General features: G+C 76.2%; 9 protein-coding genes. All 9 read left to right on the top strand.

All coding sequences use genetic code 11. From position 1 onward, the window contains the following. Nucleotides 1–374 precede the first annotated feature (374 nt). The gene (locus ACFV6I_RS03650; protein WP_380423459.1) at nucleotides 375–6857 is read left to right on the top strand and encodes an amino acid adenylation domain-containing protein; all 6483 of its coding nucleotides are present in this window, start codon (nucleotides 375–377) and stop codon (nucleotides 6855–6857) included. Then, on the top strand, nucleotides 6854–9859 hold the full coding sequence (locus ACFV6I_RS03645; protein WP_380423458.1) for a type I polyketide synthase: 3006 nt from the start codon (nucleotides 6854–6856) through the stop codon (nucleotides 9857–9859). Before ACFV6I_RS03650 ends, ACFV6I_RS03645 begins: the two co-directional genes overlap by 4 nt. After that, nucleotides 9856–14466, top strand: a complete 4611-nt coding sequence (locus ACFV6I_RS03640; protein WP_380423457.1) for an amino acid adenylation domain-containing protein — start codon at nucleotides 9856–9858, stop codon at nucleotides 14464–14466. The genes ACFV6I_RS03645 and ACFV6I_RS03640 overlap by 4 nt, the downstream gene beginning before the upstream one ends. Before the next feature lie 94 nt (nucleotides 14467–14560). Next, nucleotides 14561–15460 carry a phytanoyl-CoA dioxygenase family protein gene (locus ACFV6I_RS03635; RefSeq protein ID WP_380423456.1) on the top strand — a complete coding sequence of 300 codons (900 nt, stop codon included), beginning with the start codon at nucleotides 14561–14563 and terminating at the stop codon, nucleotides 15458–15460. A 2-nt stretch (nucleotides 15461–15462) separates the two neighbouring features. Then, nucleotides 15463–16869, top strand: a complete 1407-nt coding sequence (locus ACFV6I_RS03630) for a cytochrome P450 (protein WP_380423455.1) — start codon at nucleotides 15463–15465, stop codon at nucleotides 16867–16869. Continuing rightward, a complete protein-coding gene (locus tag ACFV6I_RS03625) occupies nucleotides 16866–18659 on the top strand; it encodes a non-ribosomal peptide synthetase (protein WP_380423454.1) in 1794 nt (597 codons plus the stop codon). Before ACFV6I_RS03630 ends, ACFV6I_RS03625 begins: the two co-directional genes overlap by 4 nt. Beyond that, nucleotides 18656–19390, top strand: coding sequence for a DUF6875 domain-containing protein (locus tag ACFV6I_RS03620; RefSeq protein WP_380423453.1), 735 nt, complete (start codon nucleotides 18656–18658; stop codon nucleotides 19388–19390). Before ACFV6I_RS03625 ends, ACFV6I_RS03620 begins: the two co-directional genes overlap by 4 nt. Next, nucleotides 19387–19623 (top strand): MbtH family protein, encoded by a 237-nt coding sequence (locus ACFV6I_RS03615; protein WP_380423452.1) that lies wholly within the window; start codon nucleotides 19387–19389, stop codon nucleotides 19621–19623. Before ACFV6I_RS03620 ends, ACFV6I_RS03615 begins: the two co-directional genes overlap by 4 nt. Further along, on the top strand, nucleotides 19620–20897 hold the full coding sequence (locus tag ACFV6I_RS03610) for an ATP-grasp domain-containing protein (protein ID WP_380423451.1): 1278 nt from the start codon (nucleotides 19620–19622) through the stop codon (nucleotides 20895–20897). Before ACFV6I_RS03615 ends, ACFV6I_RS03610 begins: the two co-directional genes overlap by 4 nt. Nucleotides 20898–20963: the final 66 nt, after the last annotated feature.

Here is a 20963-nt window from a genome sequence, read left to right as displayed (position 1 = left end):
GGTGTCGGGAGAGGCGGACGCAGCCCTATGTCCAGAAAGTCGCCCTCCCCGCACCTGCGAGAATAAGACATTCCGTTTGGTCGTTCTTGAAAAATTCCCAGGGCACATACAGACTCGTTTCGTGAACGGACCCCGGCAGGCCGGAGGTCCGACCCGGGGCACCGATCCCCGATGGCGCCGACCGCACCTTCACGTACGCGCCCCCGGTTCCCCGCTCAATTCGCCGTCACCGGCATCCGCCCGCTCACGGGCGAACTCTTCGAGTTTTCAGAGCCCCATGCCCGGATGGCCGCACAGCGACATTCCTCCTCTCGACACCCCGCACTCGGACCACCGGCCGAGTGTCGCCAGCACGTACGGAAGGGGCAACCGAAGTGAACAGGAGCGACCTGGTTTCGGATTCGGGTCCGGCATCGGATGCCGAATTCGCATTCCCGCTCTCGGCCCCGGAGTTCGGCATCTGGCTCACCTGTCGGGACCAGCCGGAGTCCTTCAACATCCACCGCGTCTGGGAACTGCGCGGGCAGCTCGACGAGCAGGCCCTGAAGGGCGCCGTCGAGGAGACCGTCGCCCGGCACCCCGTGTTCGCCCGCCGGCTCGTCGACGAGGACGGCGTGCCCTCCTGGGTTCCCGGCGCGCCGCAGCCGCGATGGACCGCGGTGGACACGGCCGCCGTGGACACGGCCTCGGTGGACACGGCCGCGACGGCCGACGCCGCGCCCTGGGCGCCCGTCGGGCGCCACCGGTTCGACCTGAGACGCGACTGCCCCGTCCGCGTCGACCTGTTCCGGCACCGACCGGACCACCACGTGCTCTCCCTCCTGGTGCACCACATCGCGTGCGACGGGGCGTCGCTGGAGAACCTGCTGGCGGACATCGGTGCCGCGTACAACGCCCGCACCGCCGGCGGGCCCCCCTTCACACCGGAACCGGAACCGGTCCCGGAACCGCCCACGGCAGCGGCCCCGCCCACGACACCTGACCCGCCCGCGCCGGCGGAGCCCTCCCGCTTCTGGCCCCTCGAACTGGCGGACGCCCAGTGGCCGGAGGCCCTGCCACGCACCCCGGGCCCCCGGACGGCCGAAGCCGACGTCCTGGTGCTCCCGCTGCCCCCGGACGAGGCCGACGCGGTGCGCGCGGCGGCCCGCCGCCTGCGCGTCACCCCGTACCTCATGGGACTCGCCGCCCTCTACGCGGCGTTCGCCACGCAGGGCAACGCCCCCGACGTCATGGTCGCCACACCCTTCGCCTCCCGGACACCGGCCACCGTGCCGCTGGTCGGCTGCTTCGCGCGGATGGTCCCGCTGCGCCAGCGGTGGCCCTCGGGAGCCTCCGGCGCCGAGCTCTGCGACGGTGTGCGGCGGACCGTCGCCGAGGCGCTGTCCCACGCGCACGAGCCGATCCACGAGAGCGCGGACCTCTTCGACGCCGCAGCGCCCGGACTCACCGTCAGTTTCCAGCTGCGCGACCCCCTCCCGGGGCCGGCACTCGGCGGGCTCGCCGTCCGCGCGATGGAAGCGGTGCGTGAGCCGGCGGCGGCACCCGTCGCAGACACACCGGAGGCGCCCGGAGCGACTGAAGCGACTGAACCCCCAGGGAGCCCTGAAGTCCCCGATGCCCTCGAAGCTCCCGGAGCCGCTCCCCCCGCCGAGCACCCCGGCGCGACGATCGGCCTCACTCGCTTCGACCTCGAATTCGACCTCTGCTTACGGGCGGACGACGCCTCGGTGACGGTGACGCGCCGGATGCGCGGCGGCACGACCAACGCGGCCGCCGCCGAACTGCTCGCCGTCTACCGCCGGGTCCTGCTCGCCCTCGCCCGCGACCCCGGGGCACCGCTGCCCCGCTCGACGAGCGCGGCGACGCCGTCCCTGATCGTCGCGCCGACCGATCCGTCGGAGCACGCACAGCCCCTCATGGAGCGGTTCGACGCCTGGGTGCGCACACAACCTCAGCGACCCGCGGTGCGGTGCGGCGACGACCTCCTCACCTTCGCCGGCCTGGACCGCGAGGTCGCCCGGCTCGCCGCCGCCCTGCGCCGCCACGGCGCGGGCCCGGGCACCGCGGTGGGCGTCCTGCGCGAGCGGGGCGTCTCCCTGGTCGCGTCCGTGCTGGCGGCGTGGCGGGTGCGGGCCCATGTCGTCGCCCTCGACCCCTCGCAGCCCGACTCCCGTCTCGCCTACGTCGTGGCGGACACCGGCACCCGTGTCGTGCTGTGCGACCCCGCGTCGCGCCACCGGCTCGACGCCTCGCTCACGATCGTCGACGAGGCCCCGGACACCAAGGACGCGCACGCCGAGGCCCCGAACGCCGAGAACGCGCACACCGAAGACGCCCGCGACGCCCGCCCCCACGATCTGGCGTACGTCCTGCACACCTCGGGCACCACCGGCCGCCCCAAGGGCGTCATGGTCGAGCACCGGGGCCTCGCCGTCCTCGTCGACGCGCAGCCGGCCGGAGCCGGGGCCGCCCGGGTCGGCGTCACCGCCGCCGTCTCCTTCGACGTCTTCTTCCAGCAGCTCCTCTACCTCTTCCGGGGCAGCTGCCTGGTGGTGGCCGACCAGGCCACGTACCGCGATCCGCAGGCGCTGGTGGAGTGGGTCGAGCGCAACGACGTGCGCCTGCTCAGCACCTCGCCGTCGATGTTCGCCGCGATGCGCCCCTTCGGCGTGGAGGAGATGTTCCAACGCACCGGCCTGGAGCTGGACTTCGGGGGCGAGGCGGTCGACGCCACGACCTGGCGCAGGCTGCGCGAGCTGGGTGTCAGGGGATCCAACGGCTACGGTCCGACCGAGGTCACGATCCAGACCACGTGGTGCGGTTTCGACGAGTACGGGATCCCCAGCATCGGCCGGCCCCTCGACGGCACCTCTGCCTACGTCCTGGGCGCCGACCTCCGCCCCGTGCCGGTCGGTTCCCGCGGCGAGCTGTATCTCGCGGGGCCGCTGGTCACCCGCGGCTACCTCGACGCGCCCGCGCTCACGGCCGAGCGCTACCTCCCGGACCCCTTCGCCCCGGCACCCGGCGCCCGGATGTACCGCACGGGGGACCGCGTCACCCTCGGTGCCGACGGGCACCTGATCTACCACGGCCGGACCGACCACCAGCTGAAGGTGCGCGGCCAGCGGGTCGACCCGTACGAGGTGGAGGAGGTGCTGCGCGCCGCGCCGGGCGTCCAGGACGCCTACGTGGCCCGCCGGGGCCCGACCGGGACGGCGGGGCTCCTCGCCTGGGTCACCCCCCGCCGCCCGGGGCCGGTTCCGGTGCCGGGGGAGCTGCGCGGCCTCGCGGCCCGGCGGCTGGCGCCCGCCGCGGTGCCCGCGCACATCGAGGTCGTCGACGCGTTCCCGCTCACGCTCAGCGGCAAGGTCGACGAACGCGCCCTGCCCGTGCCCGCGCCCGTGCGGCCGCCGGACGGCGGCGCGGACCCCGTCGTCCGGCTCTGGGCGCTGACGCTCGGCCGCCCGCCCGCCTCGAACGGGGACAACTTCTTCTCCTGCGGCGGGAGTTCACTGGACGCGGCCCGGCTCGTCGCCGAGGTCAACCAGGAGTGCGGGGTGCGCGTCGACCTCGCCTCGTTCTTCGGCGACCCCACACCGGAAGGGCTGCGGCACCTGATCGCGCGGGCCGCGCCCGCCGGCGGCGAGGGCCCGTCCACGGCTGCGCCCGCCGGTCTGTCGGCCGCCCAGCGGCGGCTGTGGCTGCTGCACCGGGCGGAGCCGGACAGCCACGAGTTCACCGTGTACTGGGCGCTGCGGCTGAGCGGTCCGCTGGATCCCGCGCGCCTGCAGTCGGCCTGGCGCGACGTGCTGACCGCCCACCCCGAGACGCGGCTGCGGGTCATCGACGACGACGTGGCCCCCGGGCGCGGGCAGTGGCCCCTCACGGCGTTCACCGTGGGCGTACGGGACGTGCCCGGGCACGCCCTGGCGGAGCACCTGCGGCGCGTGGCCCACCGGCCCTTCGACCTGTTCGAGGAGCCCTTGGTCGAGCTGCGGGTGCTCAGGACCGGCCCCGAGGACCACGTACTGGTCTTCGTCGGCCACCACCTCGTGCTCGACCGCCGCTCCACGGAGCTGATCACCGAGCAGTTGCTGAGCCGGCTGGCCGGCGGCCCGGCGCTCCCGCCTGCCTCGGCGGGCGCCGTTCCCGGGCCGTCGCCCGCCGAGGCCGAACGGCTGCGCCGGTTCTGGGCCGAGGAGCTCGCCGGCGTCTGCGCCCACTCGCCGGTCGCCCTCGGCGGGCCCCGGCCGGGCCCGCACCGGCGCACCGCGGCGACGGTCGGCGTCCCGCTGGACGCGGCGCAGTGGCGGCGCGTGACGGAGGCGGCGCGGACGCATCGCACCACGGCACTCGTCCTCGTCCTGTCGGCGTTCGCGGTCACGGCCGACCGGTACGGCGCGGCGGGCGACGTCCTGGTCGGTACCACCATGGACGTCCGACCGCCCGGCTTCAGCGAGGCCGTCGGCCTCTTCGTCAACCCCGTCCCGGTACGGCTGCGCCCCCGCCCCGGCGGCACCGCCGGCGAGGCGGTCGCCCAGGCGCACGCGGCCCTCCTGCGGGCGCACGCGCACCGCGCGCACCCCTTCGACGAACTCGTCCGGGAGCTCGGTCTGCGGGCCGGTCCGGGGCAGGCCCCCCTGTTCCAGGTGCTGGTCGACCATGAGCAGCCGGCCACGGCGACGGCCGCGCCGCCCGGCGTCCGCGCCCGCCCGGTGGAGATCCCGCCGGCCATCGCGAAGTACGACGTCGAGATCCTGCTCCGGGAGACCCCTGACGGCGCCCGGCTGGACGTGCTCCACCGCACCGACCGGTGGACGACGGACCAGGCCTGGCAGCTGGCCGAGCGGATCCGCGGGGCGCTGCTCGCGCTGGCCGCCGAGCCCTCCGCGCCGGCCGCGCTCCCCGTGGCGCTGGACCCGGGGCGCCTCCCCCTGGAGTGGGGGCGGGGCCCGGAGCCGTTCGCGCCGGTGGTCCCGGTGAGCGAGCTCGTCGCCCGGATCGCCCGGGAGGCGCCGGAGCGGACCGCGGTGGTCGCCGGGGGCGAGCAGCTCACGTACGGGCGGCTGCGGGCCGACGCCCTGGACCTCGCCGCCCGGCTGACGGCCCGGGGCGCGGGCCGGGGCGCCCGGGTGGCGGTGCTGACCGAGCGGTCCGCGGGCCTGATGACCGCGCTGCTCGGCGTGCACTTCGCCGGTGCCGCGTACGTCCCGCTCGATCCCCGGCACCCCGACTCCCGCATGGCGGCGTGCCTGGCCGACTGCGGGGCCTCCGCCGTCGTCACCGACGCGGCCATGGCCGGGCGGGCGGCGTCGTTCGGGCTGCCGCTGGTCCCGCTGCTCCCACTGGCCCCACTGCCCTCGACGGCCGATCCGGGCGCCGACCGGAGCGCCGAGCCCGCCGTCCCCCTCCCGCCCGGACCGCACGATCCCGCGTATGTCATCTACACCTCCGGGACGACCGGGCGGCCGAAGGGCGTGGTGATCGAGCACGGCACGCTGGCGGCCTCCACGGCCGCCCGCCGCACCGTCTATCCGGGGCGGCCGGTCTTCCTGCTGCTATCGCCCGCGGCGTTCGACTCGGCCGCGGCCGGCATCTGGGGGACGCTGTCGGCCGGTGGCCGCCTGGTCGTCGCGAGTGACGACGAGGTCCGCGACCCCGAGGCCCTGGTCGCGCTGATCGCCCGGCACCAGGTCACCCGGCTGCTGTGCGTGCCCTCGCTCCACGCCCTGCTGCTCACCGCCGCCGACCGGGCCGGCCCCGACGCGGTGCGCAGCCTGCGCGAGGTCGTCACGGCCGGGGAGCCGCTCCCGGACGAGCTGCTGCGGCGCCACTTCGCCGTCCTGCCCCGGGTGGCGCTGGTCAACGAGTACGGGCCCACCGAGGCCACCGTCTGGGCGAGCTACCGCCGCTACCACGGGCCGGAGGCCGTCGACATCGGCGGCCCGGTGCCGGGGTACCGCCTCTACGTCCTGGACCACGCCCTGCGCCCCGTCCCCCCGGGGGTCGACGGCGAACTGTACGTCGGCGGCGCGGGCGTGGGCCGGGGGTACGTCGGCCGGCCCGCCGAGACGGCCGGCGCCTTCCTGCCCGACCCGTTCAGCGGCGAGCCGGGGGCCCGGATGTACCGCACCGGCGACCGGGTGCGGTGGCGGGCGCCGGAGGCGCTCGCCTTCGTCGGCCGGCTGGACCACCAGATCAAGGTCCGGGGCCACCGGGTGCAGCCCGCCGAGGTGGAGGCGGCGCTGCGCGGCGCCGAGGGCGTCCGGGAGGCGGCCGTGGTCGCCGACGGCGGCGCCCGCCTCGTCGGCTTCGTCACCGGCGGCGGACGGCCGGAAGCCGTACGGCGCGAAGTCGCGGAGCTGCTGCCGGAGTTCATGGTCCCCGCCGCCGTCCACGGGCTGGAGCGGCTGCCCCTCACCCCCAACGGCAAGGTCGACCGACGGGCCCTGGAGCAGGAGGCGGACCGGCGCCGGGCCTCGGCGCTCGCCCAGCCCGCCGGGGACGTGTCGCCCGGGCACGCGGCGGTCACCGCGGCGTGGCGGGAGGTCCTGGGCGTCGTCGACGTTCCCGGCGACGTCAACTTCTTCGACCTCGGGGGGCATTCGCTGCTGGTGCCGGCGCTCCAGGAGGCCTTGCACCGGCACACCGGCGTCCGGCTACCGATCCTCGACCTCTTCCGCCACAGCACCGTCGCCGACCTCGCGGCCCGGCTGGCCCGACCGGCCGGCGCGACGACGGACACGCCGCCCGCCCCCGGGGCGGACCCACCGCCCTCAGCCGGGTCGTCCCGTCGCCGACGCGGCGACGCGGCCCGTACGCTCCGCGACCGCCGCGCCCAGGAGGCCGACCGATGAACCGCGACCGTTCCCTCGACATCGCCGTCACCGGCATGACGGGGCGCTTCCCCGGAGCGGCCGATCTGGCACAGCTGTGGCAGGCCCTGCGCGACGGGCGGGTGCTGACCCGGCGCCTGAGCCGGGAGGAGCTGGCGGCCCGTGGCGTCCCCGCGTCCCTCGCCGACGATCCGGCCTACGTCCCCGTCCACGGGCCGCTCGACGATGCCGACCGCTTCGACCACGAGTTCTTCGGCGTCAGCCCCCGCGAGGCCGGGCTGACGGACCCGCAGCACCGGCTGCTGCTGGAATGCGCCTGGGCCGCCCTGGAGGACGCCGGCCACAGCGTCACGGCCGGCGACGGGCTGCGGACGGCGGTGTACGCGGCCGCCAGCGGCAGCGGCCATCTGCGGGCCCTCCTGGCCTCCGGCTCGCTGGCGCCCCCGGAGTTCGAGGAGGCGCTCCTCGTCAACGAACGCGACTTCCTCGCGACGCGCATCGCCTACAAACTGGGGCTGACCGGGCCCGCGCTCACCGTCCTCACGGCCTGCTCCTCCTCGCTCGTCGCGGCCCACCTGGCCGTCCAGGCGCTGAACAACGGGGAGTGCGACCAGGCCCTGGTGCTCGCCGCGTCGGCCAACGCCCCCCAGGCGGGGCACCTGCCGATGGCCGGCGGAGTGATGTCGCTCAGCGGGCACTGCCGCCCCTTCGACGCCTCGGCGGACGGCACCCTCGGCGGCTCGGGGGCGCTGGGCGTCGTCCTGCGCCGCCACGAGGACGTGGCGGGCGGCCCGCTCCCCCTGCACGGAGTGCTGCTGGGCTCCGCCGTCAACAACGACGGCACCGCCAAGGCGGGCTTCCTCGCGCCGTCGGCGGCGGGCCAGGAGCAGGCGATCCGCGCCGCGCTCGCCGCCGCCGACGTCGACGCCGCGTCCGTCGGCTACCTGGAGAGCCACGGCACCGGCACCCGCGTCGGCGACCCCATCGAGTGGTCCGCCGCCTCGGCGGTGTACCGGTCACTGGGTGCCGCTCCCGGCAGCATCCCGGTCGGCGCGCTCAAGGCGACCATCGGCCACCTCGACGCCGCCGCCGGACTCGCCGGGCTGGTGAAGGCACTGCTGGTGCTCCGGCACGGGTACGTGCCCGCGCTTCCCGGGCTGAACCGGGCCAATCCGCTGCTGGAACGGGAGGACTCGCCGCTGTCCCTGCCCACCGAGGCCGGGCCGTGGCGGGGCCCTCAGCCGCGCCGGGCCGCGGTGAGCTCGTTCGGCGTGGGCGGGACCAACGTGCACATGCTGGTGGAGCAGCCGCCGGAGCCGCCCGCCGCGCCGCCCGCCCCGCCGTCCGCCCCGCCGTCCGGGCGGGAACGGCTGGTGGTGCTCTCCGCGAAGGACCCGCGGGCCCTCGCCCGCATGCGGGAGCGGCTCGCCGCGCACCTGGAGGACGCCGAAGCCGCCCCTTCGCTGGCGGACGTCGGCCGGACCCTCACCCGGCGGGCGGTGCTCCCGTACCGCTCCTCGACGGTGGGCACGAGCGTGGCCGAGGTCGTGGCGGCGCTGCGGGCCCCGGCCGAGCCGGCACCGGAACCCGCCACGCACCCCGCCCCGGCGCTGCTGCTCTTCCCGGGGCAGGGAACGCAGTTCCCCGGCATGGCGGCGCCCTTCGCCGCCGCCCTGCCCCCGTTCGCCGACGCGCTGGACTCCTGCCTGGCCGCCTTCTCCCCCGGGCTCGCCCGCGAGGTCGACGAGGCGCTGCACGACGCCTCCTTCCCCGCCGAACGGCTCGCCCGGACGGCGCTCGCCCAGCCCGCGCTCTTCGCCGTCGAGTACGCCGCCGGGACGGCGCTGCTCGCCCTGGGCCTGGTGCCCTGCGCGCTGCTCGGGCACAGCCTGGGGGAGATCACGGCGGCGACCCTGGCCGGCGCCCTCGCCCTCGACACCGCGGCCCGTCTGGTGGCACGCCGGGCCCAGCTGATGCAGGACTGCGCCCCGGGCGCGATGGTCTCCCTGGCCTGCGGCGAGGCCGAGGCCCGGGCCCTGCTGGCCGAGACCGGCGCCGAGCTGGGCGTCGCGGCGGTCAACGCCGCCACGAGCACCGTGCTCGCCGGGCCCCCCGAGGCGGTGGCGGCCTTCCGGGAGCGGGTCGGCGGCCGGTACGCGGCCAAGGTGCTGCGGTCGTCCCGCGCCTTCCACTCCCCGCTGATCGAACCGGCGGCCGAGGCGCTGCGGGGCACACCGGCGGCCGCCGAGGTGCGCCCCGCCGTCCTGCCGTGGATCGAGAACACGGAGGGGCAGCTGCTGCCCGAGGGCTCGCTCACCGACCCCGGCCACTTCGCCCGGGCCGCCCGCCGGCCGGTGCGCTTCGCGGACGCGCTGGCGACGGCCCGGGCGAAGTTCCCCGACGCCGTCGCGGTCGAGGTGGGGCCCGGCCGGGTGCTGAGCGGCTTCGCGGAAGCCGCCGGGCTGCCCGCGATCCCGCTGCTGGGCTCCTCGCCGCCGGCCCCCGCCGCACCGGCACACGCCCCGGCCGCTTCCACCGCCCGCCCGGTGCTGGCGGCGATCGGCCGGCTGTGGTGCTCCGGCCTCCCCCTGGACCTCTCCCCGCTCCAGGCGCCGGGGCGCTCCGTCCCGCTGCCGACCTATCCGTTCCACGGCCCGCGCCATCCGGTGCCGGCCGCCCCGGCACCCGGAGCACCGCCAGGACCACCCGCCCGGGCGGCCGTCGCCGACGCGGCCGAGCCCGTCGCGGACACCCCCGTCGCGGACACCCCCGTCGCGATCCTCCGCGCCCTGTGGGCCGAACAGCTGGGGGTGACCGACGTGCCCGACACGGCCGACTTCTTCCAGCTGGGCGGTGACTCGCTCACCGTGGCCCGGCTGGCGCGCGGGATGAGCCGCCGGTTCGGCGTCGACGTCCCCGTCGGCGAGCTGTTGCGGGCCCGGTCCATCGGGCTCCAGTACGCGCTGGTCGAGCGGTTGATCGCCCAGCAGATCCTCGACGAGGCCGGGGAGGAGCTCGGATGACCGCCTCGCCCCTCGACCGGCTCGCCCCCGGGCAGCGCGCCGAACTGGCCGCCCGGCTCCAGGGGCGCAGCCCCGCGGCCGCGCCACCGGCGGCTTCCGTACCGGCACCGGCCCCTTCGGAACCGGCGCTCCCGTCCCGCCCGGAGGCCGCGGCCGGCAGCCATCCCCTCTCCGTCACCCAGTACCGGATGTGGCTCGCCGAGCAGGCGTCCCCCGCCGCGTCGGCGGCCTACACCGTGCCCCTGGCCCTCCAGCTCGCGGGCCCGCTGGACATCGACCGGCTCCGCGTATGCCTGGACGCCCTCGCCGCCCGCCATCTGGCCCTGCGAACCCGTTTCGGCCAGGAGAACGGGGTGCCCCGGCAGCGCTTCGACCTGCCCGCCCGCATCCCGCTGGAGGTGCGGGAACTGCCCGCGGGAGCGCCGGAGCGGGACCGGGCCCTCGACGCCGAGGCGGCACGCCCGTTCCGCCTGGACCGGCCCCCGTACGTCCGCGCCGTCCTGCTGGCCCAGGGGCCGCAGCAGCACACCCTCCTCCTGACCTTCCACCACGCCGTCTGCGACGGATGGTCGTTGGGGGTGCTGATCGACGACCTGCTGGACGCGTACACCGCCGGGGACGGCCCCGGTTCCACCCGCCCCGCGCCGGGCGCCCAGCACCTCGACTACGTCCGCTGGGAGCAGTCGCCGGACGGGCGGGCCGCGCTGGCCGCCCACGCCGCCCACTGGGCCCGCTCCAGCGGCCGCGCCGACGACGGAGCCGACGACGGGGCCGAACTCCCCTTCGCCATCGACCCGGCCAGCACGGAGCAGGCCGCCACGCAGCAGGCCACCGCGCAGCAGGCCGCCCGGATGCCGCACGCCGAGCTGGCGCTGCCCCCGGACCTCACCCGGCAGGTCCACGCGTTCGCCCGGCGGCACTCCTGCACGGCGCACGCGGTGTGGCTCGCCGCGTTCGCGGCCACCTGGAGCGCGGTCACCGGCACCCGGACGGCCTCCGTGAGCGTTCCCACCGCCAACCGGGCGGCGGAGCGCTACGACCTCACCGTGGGCGCCTTCGTCTCCGCGATGCCCCTCGCCCTGTCCCTGCCCCCCGCGCTGGGCTTCGCCGCGCTGGCCCGGCGGACCGGCGAGCAGCTCCTGACCGGCTCGCAGCACCCGACCCTCCCCCTGACCTCCGACGACACCGCCGTGCCCGTACCCGCCGCCGCCTTCGTCCTGACCCACGAGGACAACCGGCCGCGCCCGGCCGGCCCCCTCACGGTCACCCCCCTGCCGGTGCGCGTCCAGGGCGACCAGGGCGCGCTGACCGTGCAGCTCACGGAACACGCCGACACCGCCGTCGTCCGGCTGACCGGCTCCCCGCAGCACTACACCGACGCGGCCCTCGCCCGGCTCGGGCGGGCCTACCGACGCTGCCTCGCCTCCGTGCTCGCCGCCCCCGACGCACCGCTGGCCGCCCTGGACGCACGCGACCCGGCCGAGCGCGCGACCATCGCGGCCGCCTCGACGGCGCCGCCCGCGGCCGGGGCCCGCCTGCCCTACGACGCCTTCGCGGACTGGGCGCGGCGCACCCCCGAGGCGTTCGCCGTCCGGGACGCCGCCGACGGCCACCTCACCTACCGGGCACTGCACGAGCGCACCGAGCGCGCGGCGGCCCACCTCGCCCTGGCCGGGGTCGGCCCCGGCTCCGCGGTGGCCCTGGACGTGCCGGCGGGCGCCGACTATCCGACGCTGGCCCTGGCGGTCTGGCGGCTCGGCGGCTGGATCATCGCGCTGCGCCCCGACGACCCCGCGGAACGCCGCCGCGCCCTGCTGCGCAGCGCCCGGGCGGACTTCCTCGTCCGCACGGCCGACGCCCCCGGGCACGACGCCGACGGCCCCGATGCCAACGAGGGCCGTACCGACGGGGACCACGCCACCGAGGACCGTGCCACCGGGCACGACGCCGACGGCGGCCCGCCGGGGAGGGCCCTGCGGACGATCCGGCTCCCCCGAGGGGGCGCGCGGGAGCTCCCGGCCACCGGCACGGCGGTGCCGCCCGTGGCCCGCACGGGCCCGCAGGACCTGGCCTACGCGGTGTTCACCTCCGGCACGACCGGTACGCCCAAGTGCGTCCCGGTGCCGCTGGGGGCGCTGGCCAACGAACTCGCCTGGCGCCGCGAGGCGATCGGCCTCGCCGCCCCCGACCGGGTGCTCCAGACCATTCCCCTGGTCTTCGACCCGTCGCTGTGGCAGTGCTTCGGACCGCTGGTCGCCGGGGCCGGCGTGGTCTTCCCCGGCGTCGACCTCGGGGCGCATCCGGCCGCCCTCGTGGAGGCAGCCCTTGAGCACTGCGCGACCGTGGTCGACGTCGTCCCGTCCCTGCTCGCGGCCCTGGACGACGAGGATCTGCGCCGGCTGCCGGCCCGGGTCGTCTTCTGCGGCGGGGAGGCGCTGCCCTCGGCGCAGGCCGACCGCTACCTGCGCGTCGGCCGCGGTGAACTGCGCAACCAGTACGGGCCGTCCGAGACCTGCATCGACGCCACCTCGTACCGGTGCACGGCGGGGGCCGAGGGCGGCACCGCCCCCGTGGGCCACCCCGTCTCCGGCGTGCGCCTGCACATCCTCGACGGCGCGCTGCGTCCGGTGCCGATCGGGGTCACCGGCGAGCTGTACATCGGCGGCACCGGGGTGGCACGAGGCTACCGGGACCGTCCGGCCGAAACGGCGGCCCGATTCCTGCCCGACCCGACCGGTCCCCCGGGCTCGCGGATGTACCGCACCGGGGACCGGGTGCGGTGGAACGCCGACGGGAGCGTGCAGTTCGTCGGCCGCAGCGACAACCAGGTCAAGGTGCGCGGCCACCGGGTGGAGCTGGAGGAGGTGGACCGGCACGTCGTGGACGCGCCGGGGGTGCGGGAGGCGGCGACCGTCGTCGTCGGGGAACGCGTCAGCCGCCTGGTGGGCTTCGTCACCGGCGAGCCCGCCCCGGACCCGGCGGCGGTGCGCGCCCATCTGGCCCGTACCCTCCCGCCGTACATGGTGCCCGGCGAGATCCGGGTGCTCCCGCGGCTGCCGGTGACCGCCAACGGCAAGGCGGACCGCCGCGCGCTGCTGGCCATGGTGCGCTCCGCGCGCACGGCGGCCGGCCCCGCCGCCCACGACCAGGTGGCCGCCGCCGTGGTGGAGGCGTTCGCGGCGGCGCTCGACCGGCCGTCGGCCACCCTGGACGACCATCTCTACGACCTCGGCGGGGCGTCGCTGGGGGCGGCCCGGATCGCCTCCGTGCTGAGCCGGCGCCTCGGGGTGGAGGTCCCCGTGCGCGCCGTCCTGACGCATCCGCTGGCCGCCGAACTCGCCACCGAGGTCAGGACGTTGCTCGCCACCGCGCGGCCGCTTCCCGCCGACGGCGCCGGAGCCGACGGTTCCCAGACGCCCGAACAGCTCCTGGTGGCCCAGCAGGAACGGGCCCTCGGACACCCCGCTCCCCCGATTCCACTGCTGCTCAGGCTCGATGCCCCCGTGGATCCGCAGGACGTGGAGCGGGCGGTCCGCGCACTGGTCGCCCGGCACGAGGCCCTGCGGCCGACAGCCCCGGAGGCGACACCGGGGGCCGCCGGAACGGGACAGCACGACGCGTGGCGGCCCTGCCCCGTGGCCCCGCTGCCGGACCGGCCCGCCCAGGTCCACTGGGACACCGCACTGGTCGAGCGGCCGCTGCCCGCAGGATCACCGGGGCTGGAGGTCGTCCTGCTGGCCGGGGAGGACGGCACCGTCCGGCACCTGCTGCTGAGGCTGGCCCGCCACCGGGGCGACGGCGCCTCCGTGGGCATCCTCGCCGACGAGCTCCTCGCCCTGCTCGCCGGACGCGACCTGCCCCGACCGGCCCCGCGCTACAGCGACTACGCCCGCGCCAGGGCCGTCCGACGCACGGCCCGGCGCGCCGAGCTGGAACGGTACTGGCGCACCAGCCTGGGCCCGGTTCCCCCGGACCCGTTCGCCGAGCGCCGCACCGGCCCGAGGACCTTCCGCAACCACGGGGTGCGGAAGGTCCTCCCCGCCGACGCGTACGCACGCCTCCAGCAGGCGGGCCGGACGGCGGGGACGACCACCACGGCCGCCTTCCTCGACCTGCTCGGCCGGATCGTCTCCCGGCTGTCGGGCGGCACGTCCACGGTGATCGGCATGCCGGTCTCCCACCGCTCGGCGGCCACCGAGGAATCGCTCGTCGGCCGCGCCGTCGACCTGCTGCCGGTGGTGCTCGGCGCCACCGGGGCCGGCCACGCCCACCGGGCGCTGCTGTCGGCCCTGGACCACGCCGACCTGCCGCTGCTGCACATCGCCGAGCTCGCCGATCCGGTCGACCCCGCGGTCCGGCCGCCGGTCTGCGCGGCCGGGCTGGTCGTCCACGGGCCGGAGGAGAACCCGGCCGTGGTGCCGGACGACCTGCCCCACGACACCGTGCCCGAGCACTGGGCGGACCTCGACCTCGTCCTCCACGTGCAACCGGCCCGCTCGGGAGGGTGTTCGGTGCTCCTGACCGGAGCCGTCGGCCTCTTCCCGCAGGCCGAACTGCGCGGACACCTCGCCCGGGCCCTGGCGGAACTCGAACCCGACCAGAGCTGAGCTACGCCCCACCCGTACCTCCCACGCGGTGCGCCCGTCGCGCCCGTGCCCCGACCGCCCGCTCTCCGACACATCCGACACAAGGGGAAAAGTCATGGACGAAGAGCAGAAGTACCTGTTCGACCTGCGCGGCTACCTGGTCCTGGAGGACGTCCTCTCCGCGCGGGAACTCGCCGCCGTCAACGCCGCCCTCGACGGCCACGGCCTGTGGGACGGCGAGAACAAGCTCGGATACCCGCTGCTCAAGCGGTACAACCCGTTCATCGCCAACGCCGGCCCGCTCCACACCACCCCGCGCCCGGTGCGCGACCTGATCAGCCACGAGAAGGTCCTGCCGCACCTGGAGGAGGTGCTCGGCGCCGACCTGCGCTACGACGAGGGCCAGGTACTCTACGCCCGCAAGGGCGCCGGAGCGCTGATCCTGCACAACGGCAACACCCCGTGGGAGTACCCGCCGCTGACCTACCAGGTCCGCGACGGCCGGATCTACGGCGGACACCTGATCGTCGCGTTCTGCCTCACCGACGCCCTCGCCGACCAGGGCGGCTTCGCGGTGGTCCCCGGCAGCCACAAGTCGGCCTTCGAGATCCCGGAGGACTTCCAGACCTGGCAGAAGGTCGGCGACTGGGTCTCCCGCGTCCCGGTCAGGGCCGGCTCGGTGGTCCTCTTCGCGGACACCGCCACCCACGGCAGCTGGCCCTGGGCCGCCGACTTCGAACGCCGGGTCGTCTTCTGCCGCTACACCGCGGGCATGGTGCAGCACACCGCTCCCGCGCCCGTGCCCGAGGACCTCCCGGGCGAGGAGTGGACCCCGGTCGAACGCCGGCTGCTCCGCCCGCCGTTCGCCTGGCACTTCCACGACCGGGGCAGGGGCTACACGGAGCAGCAGCGCACCTCCGTGCGCACCGCCGAGGGCTGGACGATGAACGACCACTCCCAGCAGATCATCACGCTCGCGGAAGACGCGGAAGAGTCCGCCGAGGGGCGGGGTTAGCCATGGCGAGCATCACCGTGAGTTCGGTCGGCTACGAGGAGTTCGACCAGGAGCTCGGCAGCGACCCCCTGGGGCTGATGACACGGCTGCGCGACGAGGGGACGGTCAGCGCCGTCCCGCTGGACGACGGCACGCGGCTGATCGTCGCGGCGGAACCCGCCGTCGCCGCCGCGGCCCTCGCCCACGGCACCCGCAACCACCGCGGGCTGCTGCGCGAACTGGTGGGCAGCGGACTGTTCGTGGTCGCCTCCGGGGAGCAGTGGCGCCACCGCCGCGCCCTGCTGCGCCCGATGTTCTCGGCCCGGGCCGTGGCCGAGTTGCACACCCTGGTGCTGGAGAGCACGGAGGACTTCGTCCGCCGTCGGCTGCTGCCCGGGGCGGGCCGCGAGTTCGACCTCGGACACACCCTCCAGCAGCTGAGCATCGAGATCATCCTCCGGCTCGTGGACCCGGAGCTGACCGGCGCCGAACTGGCCTCCCTGGCCTCGACGGTGGACACGGCCGTCCACTACCTGGACCGGCGGCTGTTCGCCCCGGAGACCGTCACCGACGCGGACGGCGAGGCGTTCGCCCGGGACAGGGCGGTGCTGGAGGAGTTCATCGCGCACCGGGCGGCCCAGGCGCCCGCGCCGGCCACGGCCGACGGGGTCCTGCCGTCGCTCGTCGCCGCCCTGCACCAGCGGGGGGACGCGCTCGGCGACCGCCCCGAGGACGTGCTGCGCGAGGAACTGATGTCGATCTTCGTGGCCGGCGTGGAGACCATGGGCACCCTGCTCACCTGGACCTTCCACAACCTGGCCGGCTCTCCCCCGGCCCTGGCCCGCACCCTCGACGAGGTCCGCTCCACCGACCTCCGCTCCCTGCGCGCCGCGCCGTCGATCCCCCAGGGAACCTTGCCGTACACGCTGGCGGTGGTCGAGGAATCGCTGCGGCTGCACCCGCCCGCGTGGGCGCTGTTCCGCCGCATCGACACCCCCGTCGAGGCGGCCGGCGTTCGGCTGGAGCCCGGCGACCTCGTCCTGGCCAGCACCTACGCCATCCACCGCGCCCCGGCCCTGTGGGAGGCCCCCGAGGAGTTCCGTCCGGATCGCTTCCTGGGCCGGCGCCCGCCCGTCCAGCAGTACTTCCCCTTCGGGGCGGGCCCCCACCAGTGCCTGGGGCGGCAGTTCTCGCTGCTGGAGGCGCAGCTCGCCACGGCGACGATCCTCGCGCACGGCCGGTTCACCCTGCTGGGCGACCGGGCCGCGACCGGGCTGCGACCGGCCATCGCCCTGACCCCGGACCCCAGCCCGCGCGCCGTGTTCACCCCGCACCCCGGCACCGGCACCGGCCCGTACCCCGGCATCGGAGCCGGCACCGCAACCACCGGCCTCGGCAGCGCCCGCAAGCACCCCTCGGGGGCACGATGACGACCGCGCCGCACGCCCGGATCGAGCAGTGCTTCACCGCCGTGGCCGAGGCGTTCCCCGAGCGCGTGGCGTTGGCCGACCGGTACGGCGAGGTCCGCTACGGGGAGCTCCTGACGCGGGCGCGCGCCGCGGCGGCGTCGCTCCGGGCGAAGGGCGTCGACTCCGGTACCGCCGTGCTGATCGTCGGGCACGGCGACCGCCGGACCGTCCTCGCCATGCTGGCCGTCCTGATGGCGGGCGGCTGCTACGTCCCGGTGGACCCCCGGTACCCGGCGGACCGCGTCCGGCTCATGGCCGGCACGGCCCGGGCGGCCCTGGCCCTGCACGCCGACCGCCCACCGGTGGCGGACCTGGGCATCCCCGTGCACGACATCCCCTCCCTCCTCACGGAGCGGACCACCACGGCGGTGCCGTCCGCACCGGCCGGCCCCGACGACCTGGCCTGCATCATGTTCACCTCCGGCACCACGGGAGCCCCCAAGGCCGTGGGCGTCACCCACCGGGGGATCACCGGGCTGGCGCTCGGGGCGGAGTCCCTGCGGCTGGGCCCCGGCGACGGCGTGCTCCTGCACTCCACCCTCGCCTTCGACGCGTCCACGTTCGAGATCTGGTCCCCGCTGCTGGCCGGGGCCCGGATCACGGCCGCGGACCGCCACCCCCTCGCGCTCCACGAACTGGCCGCCCTGCTGGCCCGGCCGCAGATCACCACGGCCTGGCTGACGGCCCCGCTCTTTCGCCTCATGGCCACCCACCACGGCCCGGCGCTGGGCACCCTGCGCACCCTCGTCACCGGCGGTGACACCGTCCCGGCCGGCACCGCGTGCTCCTTCACCGCCGCCCACCCCGCCACCCGGCTGGTCAACGGCTACGGCCCGACCGAGAACACCACCTTCAGCACCCTGGGGGACGCCGCCGCGTGGGACCGCGAGCAGTCCGCCGCGTTCCCCATCGGCGCCGCCATCGCGGGAACGACGTGCCACGTCCTCGACGAACGGCTGCGGCCCGTCGCCCCGGGCGCGGAGGGCGAGCTCTACCTCGGCGGCCCCCGGCTCGCCCGCGGCTACCTGCACGACCCCGCCGCGACCGCCGCGCGGTTCGTGCCCGACCCCTTCTCCGCCCGGCCCGGTGCCCGCATGTACCGCACCGGTGACCGCGTACGCCACCTCCCCGACGGCGCCCTGGACTTCCTCGGGCGCGCCGACGACGAGGTGAAGGTCAGGGGCTTCCGCACCGATCCGGCGGAGGCGGCGGCGGTCCTCGCCGCCGACCCCGCCGTCGACGACGCCGTGGTCATCGCCGGCACCGGGCCCGACGGCGCCGTCCTGACCGCCTTCCTCACCCCGGCGTCCGTCGACACCGACGCGGTGCGCCGGGGCGCGTGGCAGCGGGCCCCGCGCCATCTGGTGGCCGAGCGGATCATCGCGGTCGACGCCCTTCCGCTGGGGCCCACCGGAAAGGTGGACCGCGCCGCCCTCGCCCGTCTCGCGGACGACGCGGACGCCCGGACGCACGACGCGCCCGGCACCGCCGCCCCGGGCCACCCCGCACTCGCCGCGGCCTGGGAGTCCCAGACGGGGCACCGCCCGCTGCCCGACTCCGACTTCTTCGCCGACGGCGGCACCTCCCTGGGGCTGATGCGCCTGGTCGAGCAGGTGCGCACCCAGCTCGGACCGACCCTCGACTTCGCCCAGCTCTACGCCGCTCCCACGTACGCCGATCTGTGCCGGCTGACCGCCCCGAGCGCCACCCCGGCACCCCACGGCGACCGAGCCCAGGAGGCCGTCGCATGACGCAGGTGATGCAGGATCAGGACAATGATCTGGCCAGAATGGACGGCCTGTGGATCCGGGTGATCGAACCCCAGTCACCCGCCCGGCACGCCCGGGACTTCGCCCAGGTCCACACCTGGCTGCGCCAGTACATCAGTCGGCCCCACGACGAGATCGGCCGCACCGGGCCGGTCTGCCCCTTCATCCCGCCCGCCCTCAGCGGCAAGGACGCCCAGTTCAGCTTCCGCTACGACATCACCGGGGAGGACGAGCGGCAGCTGCGCGAGGCCCTGGAGGCGGAGATGTCCACGTTCGCCCTCGGCACCGAGCGCAGCCGCACCCACACCGGAGCCTCCCTCGACTGCCGCATCGTGGTGCTGCCGGCCACCGGGCCGGAGGGCTGGCAGGTCCTCGACGAGGCGTACGAGGGCCTGAAGAACAGCGCGGTCGCCCACGGGCTGATGGTGGGTCAGTTCCATCCGCACTGCGACGAACGGGCCGTGCGCAACCCGCTCTTCCCCGTCTCCGTGGCCCCCGTCGGCCTGTTCGCGATCCGCCGGATGGCGCCCCACGATGTGCTCTTCTTGTACAAGCACCGCGCCTGGTTCAAGATTTACGATCAGAACTTCCGCGCCCACTACGAACGGGGCCGCGTACGCGACCCGCTCCTGCGCGAGTTGTACGTGACCGCTGTGGAACGTCACGGCCTGCCCGAGCTCGCCCCGAAGGCAAAGGAGAACGACGCGCCGTGACCGAGGACCAGTACCACGTCGTCGTCAACCACGAGGAGCAGTACTCGATCTGGCCCACCTACCACGACGTCCCCCAGGGGTGGCGGACGGTGGGGGAGCCGGCGTCCCGCGAGGACTGCCTGCGCAGGATCGAGGAGGAGTGGGACGACATGACCCCGAAGTCCGCCCGGCGCCAGGCGGCCCCCGCCGCACCGGTCCCCGCGGGCCCGGCCGGCTCCCCGGGGTCCCCGTGACCGACACGCTTCCCACGGTCGCCGTCGTCTACGGCAGGGGGTCGGCGGGGCCGGCCGAGATCCTCGGCGCCGCCCGCGGCCTGTGCGACGTGGTCTTCGTCTGCGACCCGGCGGTACCGGGCGTGGCGCCGCTGCTCGCGGGGATGCGCCGGCGGGCCCGGGTCTGCGAGATCAGCGGGCACGACACCCCCGCCGCCGCCGAACTGCTGCGCGGGCACGGTCCGGTGGGCATCGTCACCTTCAGCGAGTACTGCCTCGCCGGCACCGCGCGGCTCGCCGAGGCCCTCGGCCTGCCCTACCACCGGCCCGGCACCGTCCGGCTGCTCACCGACAAGGCCGACCAGCGCGCGGCGTTCGCGGCGGCGGGGGTCGACCACACCCCGAGCGTCGTGGTGCGGTCCGCCGCCGAGGTCGACGCCGCCGTGGCCCGCCTGGGCTACCCCGTGGTGCTCAAACCCCGTACCGGGGCGGGCAGCCAGGACACCGTACGGCTGGCGGACCGCGAGCAGCAGCGGCGCGCCCTGGCCGACGTCGGCCTCGCCCCCGGGCGTGACGAGCCGGCGGGCCCGCACGGCGCCCCGCGTGACTTCGTCGTGGAGAAGTACCTGCCCGGCGACCCGACGGTGGCCGGACCGGACTGGGGGGACTACGTCTCCGTCGAGGCCGTCGTGCAGCACGCGGAGGTCACGACCCTCTGCGTCACCGGCAAGTTCGCCCTGGCGGACCCGCTGCGGGAGACCGGGCTGTTCCTGCCCGCCACCCTCACGCCCGCCGTGGAGAAGGACGCCGCCGAACTCGCCGCGGCCGCGGTCCGGGCCCTCGGCGTGACGACCGGGGTGACCCACACGGAGGTGAAGCTCACCCCGGACGGCCCCCGCGTCATCGAGGTCAACGGCCGCGTCGGCGGGCGCGCCGTGGGCCTGCTGGACCGGGCGCTGGGCATCGATCTGCTCGCCCTCGCCTTCGAGTTGGCCCTGGAACGCACCGTCGAGCCCGTCACGGCCCCCCGGCCGGCGGCGGTGACCTTCGAGTACTTCATCGTGCCACCGCGCACGGTCGGCACCGTCCGGGCGATCGACGGCGCCGACGCCGTACGGGCCCTCCCCGGCGTCGGCGAGGTCGACGTGGCGACGGCCCCGGGGCAGCCCGTCGACTGGCGCCACCCCGCACAGCGCCTGGCGTTCGTCCGGGGCACCGTCGCCACCCATGACGAGCTGCTCCGGCTCATCACATCCGTCCATGACAGATTCCACCTGGAGTTCGCACCCCAGTGAAGAGAACGTTCCCCACCACAGGCCGGCCGCGCACGCCCCGCCGAGAGCGTCGAAGAGCGCGTGCCC

The sequence above is a fragment of the Kitasatospora sp. NPDC059803 genome, assembly GCF_042732255.1.
Taxonomy (GTDB): domain Bacteria; phylum Actinomycetota; class Actinomycetes; order Streptomycetales; family Streptomycetaceae; genus Kitasatospora.
The sequence above is the reverse complement of the archived record's forward strand: the minus strand, read 5'-3'. Positions and strand labels throughout refer to the sequence as shown.

Excerpts from the sequence above, each read along its gene's own strand:
- ACFV6I_RS03630 (WP_380423455.1), top strand. The coding sequence starts at position 15,463 with ATGGCGAGCATCACCGTGAGTTCGGTCGGCTACGAGGAGTTCGACCAG.
- ACFV6I_RS03635 (WP_380423456.1), top strand. The coding sequence starts at position 14,561 with ATGGACGAAGAGCAGAAGTACCTGTTCGACCTGCGCGGCTACCTGGTC.
- ACFV6I_RS03620 (WP_380423453.1), top strand. The coding sequence starts at position 18,656 with ATGACGCAGGTGATGCAGGATCAGGACAATGATCTGGCCAGAATGGAC.
- ACFV6I_RS03645 (WP_380423458.1), top strand. The coding sequence starts at position 6,854 with ATGAACCGCGACCGTTCCCTCGACATCGCCGTCACCGGCATGACGGGG.
- ACFV6I_RS03625 (WP_380423454.1), top strand. The coding sequence starts at position 16,866 with ATGACGACCGCGCCGCACGCCCGGATCGAGCAGTGCTTCACCGCCGTG.
- ACFV6I_RS03640 (WP_380423457.1), top strand. The coding sequence starts at position 9,856 with ATGACCGCCTCGCCCCTCGACCGGCTCGCCCCCGGGCAGCGCGCCGAA.